This is a genomic window from uncultured Cocleimonas sp. (genome assembly GCF_947495625.1).
Lineage (GTDB): Bacteria > Pseudomonadota > Gammaproteobacteria > Thiotrichales > Thiotrichaceae > Cocleimonas.
On sequence record NZ_CANLZW010000024.1, the window covers coordinates 1 to 19,870 of the forward strand.

At 42.4% G+C, this 19,870-nt stretch carries 18 protein-coding genes; 2 read left to right on the plus strand and 16 right to left on the minus strand.

Annotation, left to right across the window (positions count from 1 at the left end; all coding sequences use genetic code 11):
• Positions 1-145: 145 nt before the first annotated feature.
• From Q1A31_RS13685 to Q1A31_RS13725, 9 genes are all read right to left on the minus strand, one after another.
• A complete protein-coding gene (locus Q1A31_RS13685) occupies positions 146-1,105 on the minus strand; it encodes an MBL fold metallo-hydrolase (RefSeq protein ID WP_299877665.1) in 960 nt (319 codons plus the stop codon).
• Positions 1,106-1,114: 9 nt separating this feature from the next.
• A complete protein-coding gene (locus Q1A31_RS13690) occupies positions 1,115-2,986 on the minus strand; it encodes a propionyl-CoA synthetase (protein WP_299877668.1) in 1,872 nt (623 codons plus the stop codon).
• 145 nt (positions 2,987-3,131) lie between these two features.
• On the minus strand, positions 3,132-3,797 hold the full coding sequence (locus tag Q1A31_RS13695) for a nitroreductase (protein WP_299877671.1): 666 nt from the start codon (positions 3,795-3,797) through the stop codon (positions 3,132-3,134).
• Positions 3,797-5,023, minus strand: coding sequence for a 2-methylaconitate cis-trans isomerase PrpF (prpF, locus tag Q1A31_RS13700; protein WP_299877674.1), 1,227 nt, complete (start codon positions 5,021-5,023; stop codon positions 3,797-3,799). Before prpF ends, Q1A31_RS13695 begins: the two co-directional genes overlap by 1 nt.
• An 11-nt stretch (positions 5,024-5,034) precedes the next feature.
• A complete protein-coding gene (gene acnD / locus Q1A31_RS13705; protein ID WP_299877677.1) occupies positions 5,035-7,641 on the minus strand; it encodes a Fe/S-dependent 2-methylisocitrate dehydratase AcnD in 2,607 nt (868 codons plus the stop codon).
• Between the two features lie 94 nt (positions 7,642-7,735).
• Positions 7,736-8,890 (minus strand): 2-methylcitrate synthase, encoded by a 1,155-nt coding sequence (prpC, locus tag Q1A31_RS13710; protein WP_299877680.1) that lies wholly within the window; start codon positions 8,888-8,890, stop codon positions 7,736-7,738.
• Complete coding sequence (gene prpB, locus Q1A31_RS13715; RefSeq protein ID WP_299877685.1) at positions 8,890-9,765, minus strand: methylisocitrate lyase; 876 nt, start codon at positions 9,763-9,765, stop codon at positions 8,890-8,892. The genes prpC and prpB overlap by 1 nt, the downstream gene beginning before the upstream one ends.
• A gap of 65 nt (positions 9,766-9,830) precedes the next feature.
• Positions 9,831-10,559, minus strand: coding sequence for a GntR family transcriptional regulator (locus Q1A31_RS13720; protein WP_299877688.1), 729 nt, complete (start codon positions 10,557-10,559; stop codon positions 9,831-9,833).
• A 225-nt stretch (positions 10,560-10,784) separates the two neighbouring features.
• Positions 10,785-11,351 carry a peroxiredoxin gene (locus Q1A31_RS13725; protein ID WP_299877691.1) on the minus strand — a complete coding sequence of 189 codons (567 nt, stop codon included), beginning with the start codon at positions 11,349-11,351 and terminating at the stop codon, positions 10,785-10,787.
• A 162-nt stretch (positions 11,352-11,513) separates the two neighbouring features.
• Between Q1A31_RS13725 and Q1A31_RS13730 the strand changes: the two genes are divergently transcribed.
• A complete protein-coding gene (locus tag Q1A31_RS13730) occupies positions 11,514-12,155 on the plus strand; it encodes a uracil-DNA glycosylase family protein (RefSeq protein ID WP_299877694.1) in 642 nt (213 codons plus the stop codon).
• Positions 12,156-12,321: 166 nt separating this feature from the next.
• Positions 12,322-13,107 carry an ABC transporter substrate-binding protein gene (locus Q1A31_RS13735; RefSeq protein WP_299877696.1) on the plus strand — a complete coding sequence of 262 codons (786 nt, stop codon included), beginning with the start codon at positions 12,322-12,324 and terminating at the stop codon, positions 13,105-13,107.
• A gap of 124 nt (positions 13,108-13,231) precedes the next feature.
• On the opposite strand, the gene Q1A31_RS13740 is transcribed toward Q1A31_RS13735, so the two are convergent.
• Genes Q1A31_RS13740 through mnhG form a run of 7 tightly spaced genes read right to left on the minus strand, consistent with a single transcriptional unit; the run spans position 13,232 to position 19,870 of the window.
• Positions 13,232-14,932: a Na(+)/H(+) antiporter subunit D gene (locus Q1A31_RS13740; protein WP_299877699.1), complete on the minus strand. Its 1,701-nt coding sequence runs from the start codon at positions 14,930-14,932 to the stop codon at positions 13,232-13,234.
• On the minus strand, positions 14,929-15,219 hold the full coding sequence (locus Q1A31_RS13745) for a hypothetical protein (RefSeq protein WP_299877701.1): 291 nt from the start codon (positions 15,217-15,219) through the stop codon (positions 14,929-14,931). The genes Q1A31_RS13740 and Q1A31_RS13745 overlap by 4 nt, the downstream gene beginning before the upstream one ends.
• Entirely contained in the window at positions 15,219-16,703 is a 1,485-nt protein-coding gene (locus Q1A31_RS13750) for a monovalent cation/H+ antiporter subunit D family protein (RefSeq protein WP_299877703.1), read from the minus strand. The genes Q1A31_RS13745 and Q1A31_RS13750 overlap by 1 nt, the downstream gene beginning before the upstream one ends.
• Positions 16,700-18,184 carry a monovalent cation/H+ antiporter subunit D family protein gene (locus Q1A31_RS13755; RefSeq protein ID WP_299877705.1) on the minus strand — a complete coding sequence of 495 codons (1,485 nt, stop codon included), beginning with the start codon at positions 18,182-18,184 and terminating at the stop codon, positions 16,700-16,702. The genes Q1A31_RS13750 and Q1A31_RS13755 overlap by 4 nt, the downstream gene beginning before the upstream one ends.
• Positions 18,181-18,555 carry a cation:proton antiporter subunit C gene (locus Q1A31_RS13760; RefSeq protein ID WP_299877707.1) on the minus strand — a complete coding sequence of 125 codons (375 nt, stop codon included), beginning with the start codon at positions 18,553-18,555 and terminating at the stop codon, positions 18,181-18,183. Before Q1A31_RS13760 ends, Q1A31_RS13755 begins: the two co-directional genes overlap by 4 nt.
• Positions 18,552-19,535 (minus strand): Na(+)/H(+) antiporter subunit B, encoded by a 984-nt coding sequence (locus Q1A31_RS13765; RefSeq protein WP_299877710.1) that lies wholly within the window; start codon positions 19,533-19,535, stop codon positions 18,552-18,554. The genes Q1A31_RS13760 and Q1A31_RS13765 overlap by 4 nt, the downstream gene beginning before the upstream one ends.
• Positions 19,532-19,870: a monovalent cation/H(+) antiporter subunit G gene (gene mnhG / locus Q1A31_RS13770; RefSeq protein WP_299877713.1), complete on the minus strand. Its 339-nt coding sequence runs from the start codon at positions 19,868-19,870 to the stop codon at positions 19,532-19,534. The genes Q1A31_RS13765 and mnhG overlap by 4 nt, the downstream gene beginning before the upstream one ends.

Genomic DNA, 19,870 nt, shown 5'->3' on the forward strand with positions numbered 1-19,870 from the left:
AATCATTTAAAGCGAAGTGCGATAACTCTGACTAGCCTTCTAAGAGGGCTAGTCTTCATACGCCCTTCTAGGGCGAATACAAAACCACGTTCTTAGAACGTGGATTTTTACTTTTAAATGTTAAGTAATAAAGCAAAATCAGCTTTTACGCTGCTTTTCTTGCTAGCTTTGTTAGCCAGAAATCCAGACCTTGCGAATTTAACAAACTATCAAATTTAATAACTTTGTTTTGAAAATCTACGTCCTGTTCACAGCCCATATCCGCTAAGACTTTGAGTAAATACTCTCTGATTTTCTGATCAATATGTTCGATACGATTTTCAGTCATATCTTTGGCAGCTTCTGAAATCTCTACAAAAGCATTCACACTCGCCTTGAGTTGCTCGATGACTTTCTCTGTTGGTTTGATTTCACCAAAGTGTGTGAGATAAATCTTCTCAGGGTTTTTCGCTAAAATCTTATCGATACTTGCTAGTAATGCATCAGGATTAAACTGCACAGGCGTAGTCGTACAGAAAATGAATCGACCTTCTGCGGTGGTTAGTTGCGGATAGGATAAGCCAAAGGTATCTCCGGTGAAAATACCATCGCTCTTTTTATCGTAAATACTAAAGTGATGATTGGCGTGGCCCGGTGTATCCAGAAATTCTAAAACACGACCATTCATGTCGAGAGTAAATAGATCGGGTGCTTCGATGACTCGATCTTCATCGACAGGTTGAATCGTACCGTAGAGCTTTTTAAAGGCTTCTTCACCGTATACCGCTGATGCACCTGCAATTAAACGGCTTGGGTCAATCATGTGAGCCGCGCCATAAGGATGAATGACCAATTTAGCATTAGGACATTTCAGCATGAGTTCACCTGCACCACCGGCGTGGTCCAGATGAACATGCGTAGGAATGATGTATTTCACATCATCAAAACTGAGTTGCTTCGATTCAAGAACTTCAAGAATATACGGAATACTGTCATTAGTACCCGTCTCGACAATCGCCACATCACCATCTTCTTCGATTAAATAAAGAGCAGCGATACCTGGTTGTGTGTATTCGGCGTCAACAACTGTGATTCCATTCCCTAGATCTTGAAACGTAGCTTTCATTCTTGTTAATTATCCTTTTAGTTCTTGAATTTCGCTCAGTGAATCAGGATCATCGATGGTTGAAGGAATAATATATTCTTCACCATTGAAGATTTGACGCATGGTTTTTCTAAGAATTTTACCAGAGCGAGTTTTCGGTAAACGTGGCACAACATGTACTTCTTTGAATGATGCCACAGCACCAATCTCCTGGCGAACTAAAGTAATTAATTCTTTGGTGATATCTTCATCAGACATGGTAATGCCATTTTTAAGCACGACGAAACCGGTTGGCATCTGACCTTTTAAAGCATCGTCTCGGCCAATAACCGCACATTCTGCAATGGCTGGGTGTTTGCCGATAATCTCTTCCATTTCACCGGTTGAGAGACGATGACCAGCGACGTTGATAACATCATCAACACGTCCCATTACGAATAAATAACCTTCATCATCGATATAACCACCATCGCCACTTACGTAGTAACCAGGGTACGTTTCAAGATAACTCGCTTTGAAACGATCTAAGTCACCCCAGACAGAGGTTAAACAACTCGGAGGCATCGGTAGTTTAATAGCGATATTACCTTGTTCGTTTGGACCTAATTCTTTGCCGTTTTCATCCAAAATTTGGACATTGAAACCCGTACAAGGAACGGTTGCAGAACCTGGCTTAACTGGCATTTTTTCGATACCTGTCATGTTTGAAGCTATCGCCCAGCCTGTTTCTGTCTGCCACCAGTTATCAACAATTGGCAAACCAAATTTTTCGTCGAGCCAATCAAATGTGGCAGGGTCTAGTCGCTCACCCGCAGAATAGAGTGCTTCTAAACAAGATATATCGTATTTTTTTGCTAAATCTGCTTCAGGATCTTCTTTTTTGATGGCTCTGTAAGCAGTAGGAGCGGTAAACAAACCTTTGACTTTGTATTCGCTAATCACTCTCCAGAATGCGCCTGCATCTGGGGTCATGATTGGCTTACCTTCATAAAGAACAGTAGTACAACCGTGTAGAAGCGGTGCGTAGACGATGTATGAATGTCCAACAACCCAGCCAACATCTGATGCTGCCCAGAACACATCACCGGGATCAATATCATAAACCGCTTTCATGCTGTATTTTAAAGCAACCGCATGGCCGCCATTTTCACGAACCACACCTTTTGGTTTACCCGTAGTACCCGAAGTGTAAAGAATATAAAGTAAGTCAGAACCTTTAACAGGCGTACATTCTGCTGGTTGTGCTTTACTGATCGCTTCTGACCAATCAACATCACCTTCCTGAGAAAGGTCAGCAGTCGCTTCTGGTCTCTGGAATACAACGACGTTTTGTGGTGTGTGTTCAGAAATTTTGATCGCATTGTCAATTAGTGGCTTGTATTCGATAACACGTTTGATTTCTATACCACAAGAGGCGCTTAGAATAACTTTTGGTTTGGCATCGTCGATACGTACAGCCAATTCAGGTGCAGCAAAACCACCAAATACTACTGAGTGAATTGCACCAATACGGGCACATGCCAACATAGCAATTGCGGCTTCTGCAATCATCGGCATATAGACGATGACACGATCACCTTTTTCTACACCTAGGTCTTTTAACATACCAGCAGCAAGCGCTACTTCATCGCGTAATTCACGGTAGGTATAAACTTTCTTCGTATCAGTAACTGGTGAATCATAGATCAACGCCGCCTGGTCAGCGCGGCCATTATTAACATGATAATCAAGTGCCATGTGAGCGGTGTTCATTTCACCATCTGCAAACCAGTGGTGAATCCCATCATTGTCCTGCGTTAAAATATTCTGCGGTGGTTTAAACCATTCCAAAGCTTCTGATTTTTCTTTCCAGAAACCTTCCGGGTCATTTTTTGCAGCATCAAATTCTTGTCGGTAACTCACATTAATCTCCTATGTTGAACTATTTATACCACCCAGACTAAAGCAAAAAAAACAGGCTAAAAGTAGGGGGGTGACTTTTCTTAATTTACTATCATATTTCTATTTGTATTAGTTGATCTAAACAGTTTTAAACGCTATCTAATTGTTATTTATAGAATTTTGTAAACTCGTTTACTTCTAATCTTGAAGTACGATAACTGTTTACTAAAGCTTCTTTATCTTCATAACCAAGTGCAATTCCACAGAGTAAAACGGTGTCGTCATCGTAACCAAGTTCTGGTTTAATGATGTGCGGGTAATCACCTAAGGACGCTTGCGGACAAGTACCTAATCCCTGTTCTTCAGCTGCTAGCATGATGGATTGCAGGAACATGCCATAATCCATATATGAGCCACGTTCCATGATCTTATCCATAAAGAATAACAGCATGACTGGCGCATCAAATGATCGGTAGTTAGCAGCCCATTGATCCATTTGACGATCTGTATCTTCGCGGGTAATGCCTAATGTTGAATACATCAAAAGACCACATTCTTTACGACGATCTTTGAAAGGTGAAACCCACTCAGTAGGGTAGTAATCGTAATCAGCTTTGCCGCGATCTCCACCTCTGAAAGCTGTTTCGATTTTATCTTGCAGTGATAATTTAGAATTGCCCGTAACTACGGCAACTTGCCAAGGCTGAGTATTTGTACCTGAGGGAGCATGTCTGGCAGATTCAAGAATCGCCTGGATCTTTTCATCTTCGACGGGCTTATCCATATAAGCGCGAACAGATTTTCTCTGTTTTAATGCATCACTGACATTCATTAAGTATTCTCCATATCATCAACTGGAATATTATCAAGAACGTCACCCGGAATTCTCACAGCACCTTCCATTAATACACGTGCACTGCGGCTCATAACTACCTTATTAACTGTCCATTCTCCATCATTCTGAAGGGCTTCAGCGCCTACTTTCAAGGTGCCTGAAGGATGCCCGAAAGTAACAGAGTCACGATCACCGCCACCCGCCGCTAAGTTAACTAAAGTGTCTGGTATGGTTGCAGCCGTTCCGATGGCAACAGCAGCGGTTCCCATCATCGCGTGGTGTAATAAACCCATCGATAAGGCACGCACATTCAAATCGATATCATCAGCTTTAATTTCTTTGCCACTGGATGAGGTATAGCTTTGTGGTTTACCCACAAAAGCGACTTTAGGTGTATGTTGGCGAGTTGCCGCTTCTTCAATGGATTCAATCAAACCCATTTTGATCGCACCGTAAGCACGAATGGTCTCGAACATTTCTAGTGCTTTTTCGTCACTATTGATATCTGTTTGTAATTCAGTACCGTTGTAGCTCGTGCCATTGAAATTGATATCTTCAGCGTTCAAAAAAATCGTTGGAATACCTGCATTAATCATGGTTGCCTTGAAAGTCCCTATACCAGGCACTTCCAAATCATCAACCAGATTACCCGTTGGGAACATTGCTTCTGATGCATCCACAGGGTTCATGAATTCAACTTGAACTTCAGCCGCAGGAAAAGTCACACCGTCCAGTTCAAAATCTCCGGTTTCCTGTACTTCACCATTGGTGATAGGGACTTGAGCGGTAATCGTTTTCTCGATATTCGCCTGCCAAACTCTAACGGTAGCGATACCATTTTCAGGAATGCGATCAGCATCAACCATGCCGTTACTGATGGCAAAAGAGCCAACAGCAGCAGTCAGGTTTCCACAGTTGCCACTCCAATCGACAAAAGGTTTGTCGATTGAAACTTGTCCGAAAAGGTAATCAACATCGTGATCAGCTTTTGTACTTTTCGCCAGAATTACCGTTTTACTGGTACTAGACGTTGCACCACCCATGCCATCGGTTTGTTTGCCGTATGGATCTGGGCTACCGATAACACGAAGCAGCATCGCATCGCGAGCTTTACCAGCTACCTTACATTTTTCAGGTAGGTCTTCCAGATTAAAGAAAGTGCCTTTACTGGTGCCGCCGCGCATATAGGTAGCGGGGATTTTTATCTGTGGTGCAAATGCCATTCTATTGCTCCTTAAGCCGCTGTTGATTCAAGAAAATCTTGAGCAAAACGTTGTAATACGCCACCTGCTTCATAGACATGTACTTCTTCAGCAGTATCGAGGCGACATTTCACTGGGATATTTACTTCTTCGCCATTCTTTCTTGTCATTTTTACAGTGAGTTGAGAACCAGGTGCAATTTCACCTTCTACATCGAACGTTTCCGTACCATCGATATTGTAAGTTTTGCGGGTTTCACCATTGATAAACTCAAGAGGTAATACACCCATGCCAACTAGATTGGTACGGTGAATACGCTCGAAACCTTCTGCAACAATCGTTTCAACACCGGCAAGACGAACTCCTTTCGCTGCCCAGTCACGAGATGATCCCTGACCGTAATCAGCACCCGCTATAATGATTAATGGTTGTGCACGATCCATATAGGTTTCGATCGCTTCCCACATACGCATTTCTTCGCCTTCTGGCTCAACACGTGCGAGTGATCCTTGCTTGATTTCACCATTGTCGTCTAAACACATTTCATTCAACAATTTAGGATTCGCAAAGGTCGCGCGTTGTGCGGTTAAATGATCACCACGATGTGTTGCATAAGAGTTAAAGTCTTCTTCAGGTAATCCCATCTTGTGCAGATAAGCACCCGCAGCACTTTCAAGCATAATCGCGTTTGAAGGTGATAAGTGATCCGTGGTGATATTGTCGCCAAGAACCGCAAGAGGGCGCATACCTTTCATCGTACGCTCGCCTGCTAATGCACCTTCCCAATAAGGAGGTCGACGGATGTATGTGCTCTTTTCATCCCAATCGTATAATGGGCTTTGTGCTTCTTCTATCACACCTAAGTTAAACATTGGGTTATAGATTTGATGGAACATTTCAGGCTTAACACTAGATGCTACGATTGCATCGATCTCTTCATCTGAAGGCCAGATATCTTTTAATGTAATTGGGTTACCGTTCTGGTCTTTTCCTAATACATCTTTTTCGATATCAAAACGGATGGTGCCGGCAATTGCATAAGCTACAACTAATGGCGGTGACGCAAGGAATGCCTGTTTTGCATATGGATGAATACGACCATCAAAGTTACGGTTACCAGATAAAACGGCAGTAGCGTAAAGGTCACGATCAACAATTTCTTTTTGGATAACAGGGTCGAGTGCACCTGACATACCATTACAGGTAGTACAGGCAAATCCCACGATACCAAAACCTAATTTTTCAAGCTCTGTGAGTAAACCGGCATCTTTTAAATAAAGCTCTGCTACTTTAGAACCCGGTGCAAAGGACGTTTTAACCCAAGGCTTACGCAGTAAACCAAGCTTGTTGGCATTACGTGCAATAAGTCCTGCCGCAACCACATTACGTGGATTTGAAGTATTAGTACATGAAGTAATTGCAGCAATGATTACTGCACCATCAGGCATTTTGCCTTCGGCTTCTTCTTCCAGTACTTTGTCCATATCTTTAGCGATACCACTAGATGCTAGATCAGCAGTGGCTAAACGACGATGTGGGTTTGAAGGTCCAGCCAAGTTACGTTCTACAGACGATAAATCAAACGTAAGTACTCGTCCGTATTTAACGTCTTTAAGATCATCAGCCCATAGACCTGTTTCTTTTGCGTATTGTTCAACTAATGCGACTTGCTCAGGCTCACGACCTGTTAGCTTTAAGTAATCAATGGTTTGCTCATCGATGTAGAATAAGCCCGCTGATGCACCGTATTCAGGTGTCATATTTGAGATCGTTGCACGATCGCCAATGGTTAAACTCTTAGTACCTTCACCAAAGAATTCAAGGTAAGAAGAAACTACTTTCTCATTACGTAGGAATTCAGTGATTGCTAGAACTATGTCAGTAGCAGTGATGCCTTCCTGACGTTTACCAGTTAGCTCTACACCAATAATATTAGGAAGACGCATCATTGAAGGAAGACCTAACATAACTGTTTCTGCTTCCAAGCCACCTACACCGATTGCCATTACACCTAGCGCATCAACGTGTGGTGTATGTGAATCAGTACCAACACAAGTATCAGGGAATGCAATACCACCGCGGGCTTGAATCACAGGAGACATTTTCTCCAGATTGATCTGATGCATGATGCCGTTACCCGCTGGTATCACATCGACATCTTGGAAAGAGGTTTTACACCATTCGATAAAATCAAAACGATCCTTATTACGGCGATCTTCAATGGCACGATTTTTCTCAAATGCTTCAGGATCAAAACCGGGTGCTTCTACAGCTAGTGAATGGTCAACAATTAACTGCGTTGGAACAACAGGATTCACTTTAGATGGATCGCCACCTTGATCAGCAATTGCATCACGTAAACCAGCCAGATCAACTAACGCTGTTTGACCAAGAATATCGTGACATACAACACGTGCCGGATACCACGGGAAATCCAGATCTTGTTTGTTTTCGATAAGTTGCTTCAGTGAGTCTGTTAGTGTTTCCGGATTACAACGACGCACTAACTGCTCTGCCAATACACGAGAAGTGTAGGGAAGTGTTGCGTATGATCCTGGTTTTATTGCCTCGACCGCTGCGCGCGTATCAAAGTAATCCAGGTCGGTGCCTTCAAGGTGTTTACGGTATTCTGTGTTCATTAAATATGTCCCGTGATAATTTTTATGTGTTACATCTAGATTGCTTGAGCTATGCAACAAGCAATCTATACATACTGTGCTTGATATACTGTGTTTAGCCGCGATCAGATAACGGTACAAACTCCATGTTTTCTGGGCCAACATAGTTCGCTGATGGACGGATGATCTTTCCATCCTGACGTTGTTCGATAATATGCGCGCCCCAACCAGTGGTTCGTGCGATTACAAACAAAGGTGTGAACATCGCTGTTGGTACACCCATCTGCTCATAAGAAACCGCCGAGAACCAATCCAGGTTCGGGAACATTTTCTTTTCGTCCCACATAACTGTTTCAATACGCTCTGCAACATCAAACATTGTAGAGTTTCCGTTAGACTCAGACAGTTGTTTGGCAACGCGTTTGATAACCTCGTTACGCGGATCAGCAACGGTATAAACAGGGTGTCCGAAACCAATAATGATTTCTTTACGCGCCATACGTTCGCGGATATCAGCTTCAGCCTCATCTGCGCTGTTGTAACGCTTCTGAATATCAGAGGCTACTTCGTTAGCGCCACCGTGCTTAGGGCCACGCAATGCGCCGATTGCACCGGTAATACAAGAATGAACATCTGATTCTGTTCCTGCTATTACACGAGAAGTAAAGGTTGATGCATTGAATTCATGTTCTGCATAAAGCGTCAATGAAATGTGCATCGCCTTAACCCATTCTTCAGGTGGCTTTTCACCATGAAGCATGTGTAGAAAATGTCCGCCGATTGAATCATCATCCGTTTCAGTATCGATCTTTTTGCCGTTATGACTGTAGTGGTACCAGTAAAGTAGCATTGAGCCAAAGCTCGCCATTAAACGATCTAAGGCTTCGCGTGTTTCAGCTTCTGGATGACTCTCTTTCTCTGTCATGCAGGTTCCCATTGCAGAACAAGCAGTACGCATTACATCCATTGGATGAGCTGATGGTGGGATATTTTCTAAAATCGTTTTAACTGCAGCCGGTAATCCTCGCATTCCTTTAAGCTTAGCTTTGTAAGACTTAAGTTGAGATGTGGTAGGTAATGTGCCGTGAATAATCAAATGAGCAATTTCTTCAAACTCAGCTTGTTCAGCGAATTCAAGAATATCGTATCCACGGTAATGTAAATCATTACCTGTAACACCGACGGTACATACCGCTGTATTTCCTGCAGCTGTTCCCGATAGCGCTACTGATTTTTTCGGCTTGAATCCGGTTTTAGTCGTTTCGCTCATTACTTGTCCTCACTTGCGAATAATTGATCAAGTTTTTGTTCGTATTCGTGGTATCCAAGATAATCGTAGAGCTCCATGCGGGTTTGCATCGTATCTATGACTTCTTTCTGATGACCATCTTCTTTAATATGCTCGTATACATTAAGTGCTGCTTTACTCATCGCGCGGAAAGCACTCAAAGGATAAAGCTGTAATTTAACGCCAACTGACGCTAATTCATCTGATGAAAATAGGGGAGTTGCACCAAATTCTGTGATGTTAGCTAATACTGGTACATTTACTGCTTTTACAAATTCTTCGTATTGCTCAAGTGTATTGATTGCTTCCGGGAAGATCATGTCTGCGCCAGCTTCAACACAAGCGATAGCGCGATCAATTGCAGATTGCATGCCTTCAACTGCTAGTGCATCTGTACGCGCCATGATTACAAAATCAGAATCTGTTTTTGCATCAACCGCAGACTTAACACGGTCAACCATTTCACCTTGGCTGATAATCGCTTTGTTTGGACGATGTCCACAGCGCTTCTGCATTACCTGATCTTCAATATGTACTGCACCAGCACCAGCACGTGTAAATTCACGTACACAACGTGCAATATTGAAAGATCCGCCCCAACCAGTATCGATATCGACTAGAAGTGGTAACTCAGATGCATCAGTAATACGGTAAGTATCTTCAAGTACATCTTTCATGGTTGTGATTCCAAGATCAGGAATACCCATTGAACATGCTGCTACACCACCACCAGAAAGGTAGATTGCTTTATGACCAACTTTCTCTGCCATAATTGCCATATACGCGTTTACTGCGCCAACGACCTGAAGTGGATTGTTGTCATCAACTGCTTGACGAAATTTTTTGCCCATACTCATGATAATTTACCTTTCTTTAAATTTGTTTATAGATATTAGTCTGTTTATTGACGCTTAATTAAGAGTCAATGTCGTGTTTTATTGTCTTGATCACTTTCAACTATTTCTTCTGAAAGCTCTTCATTTAATAACTGTTTTACTGTTTTCCATGCGCCGCTGATATGACGGCGCATTAGCATTTCTGCGAGTTCTGCATCGCGAGATGCAATCGCTTCAACAATCTGTTTATGCTCTGCAAGTGCCTTGATAGGTCTTGCAGGAGCCTGACTGGTGCGGTGGCGGCACATTCTTAATAGTTGATAAAGCTCACTACTTAATAAATCCATCAACCATTGGTTGTTACTGGCTTGTGCGATGCGAAAATGAAAGTCTAGATCGCCTTCGCGTTGTAGATAAAGCTTTCCATCTGACTTGTCGATGTTGTTAGCGTGTCTGTGTAATAAAAGATGTAGTGCTTCTATTTCTTCATCCGTCATACGTTCGGCTGCTAGTCTGGCTGACATCCCTTCGAGTGCTTCACGCACTATATAGATCTCTTCGATCATTTCAGGAGTGAGAGTAATGACGCGCATACCTGCGTGTGGAATTTTGGTAAGAAGACGAATGCTTTCTAATCGACGTAATGCTTCACGAAGTGGACCACGACTAATACCATATTTCTTGGCTAACTCGTCTTCAGTGATTTTCGCACCTTGCGCTATATCACCAGCGATAATCGCTTCCTTAAGATCATTATAAACTTGTTCGGAAAGCGTCTGGCGCTCGGATAATGTAACGATAGGTTGAATTGGCATTGTTAACAATGTTGCTCGTTATGTCGTTTTTCGTGCCCGTAATTTAGTGTTTTGGTAGAAATTGTCAACAAACTAATTTTAATTTTAACTATTGGTAAATTTATAATGAGGATAATTAATTAAATTTTTGCAATGAAAAGACATCAAAAAGGCACTTAAAAAGTGCCTGAAAGTAGGGGGGTGAGTATTTATTAAATAGACATTTATGATCATATTCGAATCTGTTTATGATGGTCTTTTGGCCGTCTTGATCTGTTTGTTTTTTCTTTTAAGTGCTCTTACCTTATTGATAATATTATCGTTATCCCATTCCCGTTCACCCATCGCCTGATAAACCACACGGCCTTCAGCATCGACGATAAAAGTCGTCGGAAGCCCCGTCATATTCCAGTTTTCAATTTGCTCGGAGGCTTCATCTCGCAAGATGGTAAAGTCAATTGGATACTGAAGTTTAAAAGATTCAATAGTCTCTATATCTTCATTAATATTGATGCCGAGCACGACAATACCCTCATCTTTGAGCTTGGCCCAGGCTCGGTTGAAGGATGGAAGTTCTTTGATGCACGGAGGACACCACGTCGCCCAGAATGTCACAATCACCGGTTTACCCAGATAATCTGAAAGGCTGTGTGCCTTATTCTGCATATCCGGTAATACAAAATCAGGTGCTGGTGGTTTATGCTTCAATTCGATAAGATCGATATCAGGCGCAGAGAACGCAGAACTGCTTATTACAAAAGAACTTAATAAAAGAACTATTGCAGCGATACTGATTTTGTTTTGTTTGAACATTGTGTGCTTAACCTGTGTAACTGATAATCTTATGAAACTTAGATGTATGGTTTTTGATTTAAACTTTAAAGTTTATAAATATCGAGTTAACCCCATATAAACGTTAAACACAAATACACCCCCCCTACTTATAGAGGCTTTTTTCAAAGAAAACGCAATAAAGTGACTAATAACCCTGAACTCTTAAAGCAAAATATAAAGCAACTTGAAGTGCATCAACAAGAACTATCAAACTGTTCGCGCTGCGAGAATATGATTCAACCTGTGATTACAGGAAACACGGTTTGCTCGAACATAATGACAGTAGGTCAAGCTCCGGGAATACATGAGGGACGAGTCGGTAAACCTTTTGGCTGGACCGCAGGTAAGACATTGTTCAAATGGTTTGCGTCAATTGGTGTTGAAGAAGATGAATTCAGAAAGCAGGTTTATATGGCTGCTGTATGCCGATGCTTTCCCGGTAAAAATCCAAAAGGTAGTGGTGATCGGGTGCCTGATAAACAGGAAATCGCGACCTGCAAAAGCTGGATAGAAGAAGAGTACAAGATCCTTCAACCTAAATTGATTATTCCTATTGGTAAATTGGCCATCTCACAATACTTACCGCATAAAAAACTCAGCGATGTGGTTGGTCAACAATTTGTGATTGATACGCCTTTATTGCAGGCAGATTGTATCCCTTTGCCGCATCCATCGGGTCTTTCTACCTGGTTTAATATGGAACCAGGCAAGACTTTATTAAAAGATGCCTTAAATTTAATAGAGGCACATAAGAGCTGGAAGCAGATTAAACCCGATAAATAATAAACTTGTCTTTATTGTTGGTAATAGATTTTTTAGGATAAAACTTGATAGTTAGCTTCGTTCATGCGTCAATAGTTTGCTAATTATAATATGTAATATTTTAAGCATCAGCTTCTTTTACTTCTACTAACTTTCTAACATATTCAAGAGCTGACTCAAGAAACAAATGAACATTCCATTTTTTTTTAAATCTGCCTTCTTACTGACTGTATTTAGTTGTCTTTCAGTCTTTACTAGTGTTGATTTGGAAGCGTCCCCTTTTCGAGTGGGAATCTATAAAATTCCACCGCATATTTTTCATGAAAATCATAAGGCCAGCGGTGCTGCCGTTGATTATTTTAATATTATCGCTGAACGTATGGGATTGAATAATTTTGAATATGAGGCTTATCCCTTAAGTCGCTTACTGCAATATTTAGAAAATGGAAGATTGGATGCGGCATTATTTTTAGCCAAAAATACTGATCGCGCTACTAAACTACAATTTCCATTAAAACCCTTTTTTGAACTCATCCCGTCTGTAGCGGTAACTGCAGAATTTCCACTCGAGAAAGTATCATCTGTAACAGATTTAAGTGGATTTCGAGTGGGTATTTTGCAAGATAGTTATGTATCTCCATTATTGGTTCACTCTACCATTCATATCGATGCCTTAAGTGGCATGAATGCACCTATAAATAATCTTAAAAAATTATTGGCAAAACGACTGGATGCGGTGTTTCTTCCAAGAAGTACGATTCGATATGAAATTGAAAAATTGAATCAGACAGAAAAGATTAAAATATTAAGATTGGCTGGTCCGGTTTTGCCCGTTTACACCGTATTTTCTAAAAAAGTAGATCGCGAATTTATTCATCGCTATGAAAAGGCAATACAGAGTAACGATTCTGAAATATATCAATCACTCATAGAATCCTATATCGCCTCGCGAGTTAAGACAGTTATAAACTAAGCTAAAATAACCCCGACTTTTTCTGGAACAAAAAGATTAAAATAAAAGAAATTACACAAGAACACCTTTTCTCAATGCGAAAAAAGGGTTAAAAGTAGGGGGGTGACCTATTCACTCGTTCTTCTTATGATGGCCTCATATAGTGAAGAATCATCATCACGGCTAATAATACCGCAACCCATAACACCATACTGGCACTCGGCCAGGTACGCGCAAGAATACCTTGAGGACCATGTACTTTAAACAAGCGATCAAATTTTCTTTGACCAAAATTCTTGAGGCCTAACATTACTGGGGCAATTAACTGAGGAATGTGATTTTTAATCCAGACAACTACACCAAACATAAGTTTGCGGTAGAACCAATCCAGATCGAGACTAATAGTCAGTGTTCGTTTCATTAGTGCTAACAAAGCAAAGAATGCAAAACCTGCAAACAACAGTAACTGCAACTGAGTAACTACGTGATCTGCCGTGTATGGTTCGTAGTCCAGTGTGTAAGGCAATATGCCATAAATAATGGCAGGCACGATACCGATCAAAATACACAGGAATGACATAATCCACATCGCTAGGCGCATATTCCACGGTGGATCAGGTGGGCGCAATCCAGAGTCTTTCTGAAAGAATACAAACCACGGGAATTTGATACCGGCGTGAAGGAAAACACCCGCAGAGGCTGCGACTAACATGAACCACACCCAAGGCATGCCTGCTTCTGCGGCAGCACTTGTTTCTAATGACTTTGTGACAAAGCCTGAAGTCAGTGGAACGGCAGATATGGCGAGCGCACCAATAATGCCGTTGATGGCAGTGACGGGCATGGTCTGAAACAGCCCACCAAGATCCGTACATTTGCGCTTTCCAGTCATCAACAGCACACTGCCAGCTGACATCAGCAGTAAGCCTTTATAAATGATATGAGCAAAGGCGTGAGCGGTTGCGCCATTTAAAGCGAGTTCGCTACCGATGCCAATAGCGACCACCATAAAGCCAACCTGATTGACGATACTGTAGGCCAGGATACGACGCATATCATTTTCGAGTAGTGCATAAATGATGCCGTAGAACACCATATACATACCCACGTAGATAAGTATGGTTTCACCGGGGAAGCCCATCAATAAAGCAAACACCGCTGTTTTAGTGGTGAACGCAGATAAGAAGACCGTACCGCTGGCACTTGCTTCAGGATAAGCGTCCGCAATCCATGCAGAGAATGGTGGTGCACCTGCATTGATCAGAAAGCCAATCATAATCAGTATGGTTGCTGGGTTATCTGCTTTCATTGCAGTGAATTCAATACTGCCTGTATTGGCGACATGGAATGCGATTCCAATCATTAAAATCACACCACCGAGCAAATGTACCAGCAAGTAACGCATGCTTGCGCCATACGCCCGATCGTTTTGATAACAGTTTGCCCAAATGACCAATGTTGAGCCGATTGCCATGATTTCCCAGAATACGAAAAAACTGATTAAATCACCACAGAAGGTAACACCAACCGCAGAGCCTGCGTAAACAAAGGCGGCACTGAGTTCTAGGGTGCGAGCGTGTTTAAGTGCGTAAAGCGCGCCGATGCCTGCCATCATCGAGAATACGGTAGCGAACACACGGCCTTCGGGAGTCAGGTGTAGGATATCCAGTTGATATTCCAGGAAGGTCAGCGTCATGCTGTCTTCAGCGGTAACTAGCCAGACCATCATTAGAGTCAATAGTGGAAAGCCAATCGCAATAAGGCTTTTAAAGCGTGGGGCTACCCACGGCAGTAGTAAACCACCAAGAATGAGTATTAAGCCGGGAGGAAGAATCAAGCTACTCATCTTTGCTGCTCATCATCATAGTAGTCATCCTTACGCTTAAGAACATATCCAAGCAGCTTGGCCGCTAACACCATCGCCGCACAGGTTAGAAAACCATACCAGGCATAGAAAGTAGGAGAGGCATCTAAGTGAATACCTTGAGCTTCAAAGCTAGCGTGATGATGCATAAAAAACTCAGGCAAAATAGCAACAAATAGAATCCCGAATTGAATCAACCAAAGTTTTCGTCGATTCTCTTCGCGATATAACCAATGCTTTTGCTTTTTAGGTTTTTGATTCTGGCTCATTAAACGGGTACTCCAACGGCTTGGGCAAGCTCTAAAGCAAGTCCAGGGAATATGAATATTAAGAGAGTTGCAGCGGCGGTGATAGTTAAAGCAATAACCATCGGTAGTGGTGCTTCTTTATGATCACGTTTGTGTTCAATTAATTGATCAGGATCTTCTGGCTTAAGGAAGGCCGCGTAAATGATTGGTACAAAATAGGCTGCATTGAGTAGCGTCGACATCACAATCACCGCCATAGCGATATATTGTTGCTGCTGACTTGCACCTAGTAGTAAATACCATTTTGATAAGAAGCCTGCTGCAGGTGGTAAGGCAATCATCGACAATGCGCCGATACTAAAAGCAGCCATTGTCCAAGGCATGCGTCGACCAATGCCGTTGAGTTGGCTTATATTGGTTTTTTTGCTGGCGGTATAAATCGAACCCGCTGCAAAAAACAGGGTGATTTTACCAAAAGCGTGAACCGCAATATGCAGCGATGCGCCAATCAGCGAAAGTGGTGCAAGAATTAGCGCTCCCATGACAACATAAGATAGTTGGCTTATAGTTGAATACGCGAGACGTTTTTTCAGGTTATCTTGTTGTAATGCAATAATCGAAGCAGCGACTACAGTAAAACATGCAATATAGAGTAACCATTCGATACCCGGTGCGGTTATCAGAAGATCTAAACCGAAGATGTAAGCAACTACTTTAACCACGCTGAATACACCTGCTTTTACAACCGCAACTGCGTGAAGTAAGGCACTAACAGGCGTAGGTGCAACCATAGCTGCAGGTAACCAGCGGTGTGTTGGCATCACAGCTGCTTTACCGATACCGAAAATAAATAGTGCGGCAAGTACCGTTAATAATGGGCCACTGATGTGGCCGGTCAAGATGCCGCCTGCAGTAAAATCTGTAGTACCTGCGAGATACCATACCCAGATAATGGCTGGTAGTAACAGACCTATAGAGGTGCTGATCAATATACCCAGATATACACGACCAGCATTACGCGCTTTCTCAGTGCCGGCGTGAGTCACTAATGGATAGGTTGAGAGTGTCAGTACTTCGTAGAAGACAAATAAGGTCAATAAATTGCCAGCAAATGCGATTGCCATTACTGAGGATAATGCGATAGCAAAAAAGATATAGAAGCGTGTTTGCTTACGCTCATTATTACTGCGCATATAACCAATTGAGTACAGCGAATTAATCGGCCAAAGTGTGGCTGCAACCAGTGCAAAAATCATACCCAGTGGTTCAACCGTAAAGCTTAATTTCAGGCCAGGTAGTATTTCAATCAATTCAAAAGAGGGTCGCTCACCATCCAGTATATGGGGTGTTAAAGCGACAATAGTGAGAAACAGTAATAAGGAGCCGCCTAAGGTGATACCTTCACGCACATTCGGGCTATTGCCAGCGAGGTAGATACCTACAGCTGTGAATAGCGGAATGCATAACGCAAGTATAATTAAGTCAACAGGCATCAATCCCATCATAAGAGACTTCCTCCAGATAGAATTATTGCGGCGCGAGATGCAAGGTCAGTACTTAACGATGAATTAATACCAAAATACAAGTTGGCAAAAATAACAATCCATGTAGGAATCAATAAACTCATTGGAGCTTCTGTGACAGGTGCAGCACCTGCAGGTCTTTCCTGAAAATAAGCCGTTTCAATAATGCGCCATGTATAAACGACTGCCATCAAGGAAGAGATAATGATTAATACTGTTAGTGGCCAATAACCCTTTTCCAAGGTAGCGAGTATCAAATACCACTTGGAAATAAAGCCGACAGTTAACGGTACACCGATCAAGCTTAAAGCACCGACGACAAATGCAGCCATGGTATATGGCATCGCTTGCCCAATTCCAGCAATGCTTTTAACTTGTGTGCTACCCACTCGGTAAGCGATTGCGCCAAGGGCTAAGAATAAACCACCTTTCATCAAGGCATGATTAAACATGTGCAACAGACTGGCAGTTAGACCAGTGACATTTACCAGAGAGATTCCCAGCAATATATAACCGATTTGTGCAACTGATGAATAAGCCAGTAAGCGTTTAATCCCATCCTGAAAAATTGCCACCATCGAAGCGAACAAAATAGAGGCTATAGCTAATGGCATTAACAACCATTGGACTTGCATATAATCAAAGCTAAAGCTTGAACCAAAAATGGTATAAAGGAAGCGAAGTAATGCATAAATCGCAACCTTGGTAGCTGTTGCACCAATGAATGCCGAGACTGCCGATGGAGCATAGGCATAGGCATTGGGAAGCCACAAGTGAAGCGGGAACATGGCGAGTTTCAGACCAAAGCCAAGAATCAGGAATGCGAATGCCGCTTGTAAGGTGCGAGAACCTTCGAGTGCAGGAATTCGGGATGCCAGGTCGGCCATATTCAAGGTGCCCGTTAGTGCATATAACAAACCGATGCCTATCAAAATAAAGGTCGCACCAATTGTTCCCATAATCAGGTATTGGAATGAGGCTGTTAGCGCACGTCGGTCACGACCCAGACTGATCAAGGTATAACTGGATAATGAAGATATTTCTAATAACACAAACAGGTTAAACGCATCACCGGTAATGGTCATGCCTAAAAGACCTGCTAGACATAGTAACATCGCCGTTAAGTAGATTCGATGATGGCTTTTTGGAATTTCCTTCTGAATACTTTTCCAGCTATATGGAAAAACAGCGGCCGCAATAGCAGTGACGATAAGCAGAACGTAGCTGTTTAATATATCGACTTTGTATTCAATTCCCCAGGGTGGTGCCCAACCTCCAAACTCATAATGCAAGACCGTTCCATCTCTTACTTCCATCACCAGCAAGATGGCCATAGCAAAACTTAACCAGCTAACCAATGTCGCAAACAACCAGGATAAGCGGTTGTTGAAGATCATAAAGCATATAGGTGCTGCGAGTAGCGGAACGACGACCTGAAGAGCAGGCAAGTGTTCATTGATCATGCTGACGACCCTTCTTCATCTGCAATACGGTCGATTTCGAGAATTTCATCTTCGTTAACGGTGTCGTAGGACTCTTTAATTCGGATTACCAAAGCTAATGCTAGCGATGTCGTTGAAATGCCAACTACAATTGCTGTAAGAATCAACACGTGAGGTAGTGGGTTAGAGTAAGTGTCAATACCTTCTGCTGCGATAGGTGCAGTGCCACCTGCTACTTTACCCAGTGAAATATAGAGCATGAATACGGAGGTTTGGAAGATATTCAACCCGATAATTTTTCTTATTAGATGATTACTGGCGATTAGCATATAAAAGCCTGCCATCATGAGGAAAATAACTACCCAGTAGTTATATAGTTCTAAAGTCATCATGGGTTTTTATCTCCACGGCTAATAAACGCGAAAAAGATCAACATCATCACACAGGCAACAGTGAGGCCTACACCGAATTCGATGACCAGAATTCCGTAATGTTGACCATGTATCGGATCATGAGCTAATACATTGTAATCAAGGAAGTTGCCTCCTTTGAGCATCGAAACAACTCCTGTTCCGCCATAAATAAGTACCCCAAGCGAAGCAAGAATTTTTAGTAACTTTGGAGGAACTAGATCCATGGCGTCTTGTTGACTAAACGTCAATGCATAAAGAATGATAGCGACCGCAAAGATCACGCCTGCCTGGAAACCGCCACCGGGTCCAAAGTCCCCATGGAATTGCACATATAAGGCAAACAGGATAATAAAAGGAATCAGGAATTTAGACATAACTTGTAAAACAGGACGCGCTGGTGGTTCAGAATATTCATATTCCTCAGTATTACGACGGATACCAAGTAACGACAACACACCGATTAACGCAGCAAAAACCACTATTACTTCACCCATAGTGTCATAGCCACGATAACTGGCGAGTACTGATGTAACCATATTAGGAATGCCAACTTCAGTGGGTGATTCATTGATAAAGCGCGGTGCAACATGCTGATGTATTGGCGCTGTTGGATCCGTAAAAGCAGGCATGTCTAAGGTACCGTAGACCAATACTGCGCCGGTAATCATTACCACCGTCAAAGGGGCTATCCAGCTAATTTTTCGCCGCCGTTTTTGCTCGTAACCGGTTATACCAATGGTGGCTAACATCAAAACGGTAGAAATACCCGCACCTACTGCCGCTTCGGTGAAGGCTACGTCAACGGCATCTAAAACGACAAAAATATTCGCCGCGAGAAGCGAGAAAACACCCGTTAGCATCACAATCGCAAATAAGCTGTCTAATCGAACGATAGCGATCGTTGTCAAAACCAACATGGTGAGCAAAACGACATCAATCAGCAGATTTATATTGCTCATGATTTACCACGCTTTGCTGATTCTTTGCGGGTGATTGATAATTTAGGTTTTAAACCAGTAAGGTATGCAGAGCGAACCAGTGCATGGGTTGCCAAAGGGCCAGTTAACCACAGTAACCCTACAGCAATGATTAGTTTCACTGAAACCAGATTGAAACCCGATTGTAAGATCAGCCCTAACATTATAAAGAATACACACAGTGTGTCGGTGACACTGGCTGCTTGAACACGGCTGTAAAATTCTTTAAAACTAAAAATGCCGATTGCGCCGCTAATACCTAGAAAGCTACCCAAAAGAAGGCATCCCCAGCTCAGGGCATCAATGATAAAATTCAT

Bases quoted from the DNA above. Each gene is read 5' to 3' on its own strand.
- Q1A31_RS13685 (WP_299877665.1), bottom strand. From the start codon at position 1,105: ATGAAAGCTACGTTTCAAGATCTAGGGAATGGAATCACAGTTGTTGAC.
- Q1A31_RS13695 (WP_299877671.1), bottom strand. From the start codon at position 3,797: ATGAATGTCAGTGATGCATTAAAACAGAGAAAATCTGTTCGCGCTTAT.
- prpF (WP_299877674.1), bottom strand. From the start codon at position 5,023: ATGGCATTTGCACCACAGATAAAAATCCCCGCTACCTATATGCGCGGC.
- acnD (WP_299877677.1), bottom strand. From the start codon at position 7,641: ATGAACACAGAATACCGTAAACACCTTGAAGGCACCGACCTGGATTAC.
- prpC (WP_299877680.1), bottom strand. From the start codon at position 8,890: ATGAGCGAAACGACTAAAACCGGATTCAAGCCGAAAAAATCAGTAGCG.
- prpB (WP_299877685.1), bottom strand. From the start codon at position 9,765: ATGAGTATGGGCAAAAAATTTCGTCAAGCAGTTGATGACAACAATCCA.
- Q1A31_RS13720 (WP_299877688.1), bottom strand. From the start codon at position 10,559: ATGCCAATTCAACCTATCGTTACATTATCCGAGCGCCAGACGCTTTCC.
- Q1A31_RS13725 (WP_299877691.1), bottom strand. From the start codon at position 11,351: ATGTTCAAACAAAACAAAATCAGTATCGCTGCAATAGTTCTTTTATTA.
- Q1A31_RS13735 (WP_299877696.1), top strand. From the start codon at position 12,322: ATGAACATTCCATTTTTTTTTAAATCTGCCTTCTTACTGACTGTATTT.
- Q1A31_RS13740 (WP_299877699.1), bottom strand. From the start codon at position 14,932: ATGAGTAGCTTGATTCTTCCTCCCGGCTTAATACTCATTCTTGGTGGT.
- Q1A31_RS13745 (WP_299877701.1), bottom strand. From the start codon at position 15,219: ATGAGCCAGAATCAAAAACCTAAAAAGCAAAAGCATTGGTTATATCGC.
- Q1A31_RS13750 (WP_299877703.1), bottom strand. From the start codon at position 16,703: ATGATGGGATTGATGCCTGTTGACTTAATTATACTTGCGTTATGCATT.
- Q1A31_RS13755 (WP_299877705.1), bottom strand. From the start codon at position 18,184: ATGATCAATGAACACTTGCCTGCTCTTCAGGTCGTCGTTCCGCTACTC.
- Q1A31_RS13760 (WP_299877707.1), bottom strand. From the start codon at position 18,555: ATGATGACTTTAGAACTATATAACTACTGGGTAGTTATTTTCCTCATG.
- Q1A31_RS13765 (WP_299877710.1), bottom strand. From the start codon at position 19,535: ATGAGCAATATAAATCTGCTGATTGATGTCGTTTTGCTCACCATGTTG.
- mnhG (WP_299877713.1), bottom strand. From the start codon at position 19,870: ATGAATTTTATCATTGATGCCCTGAGCTGGGGATGCCTTCTTTTGGGT.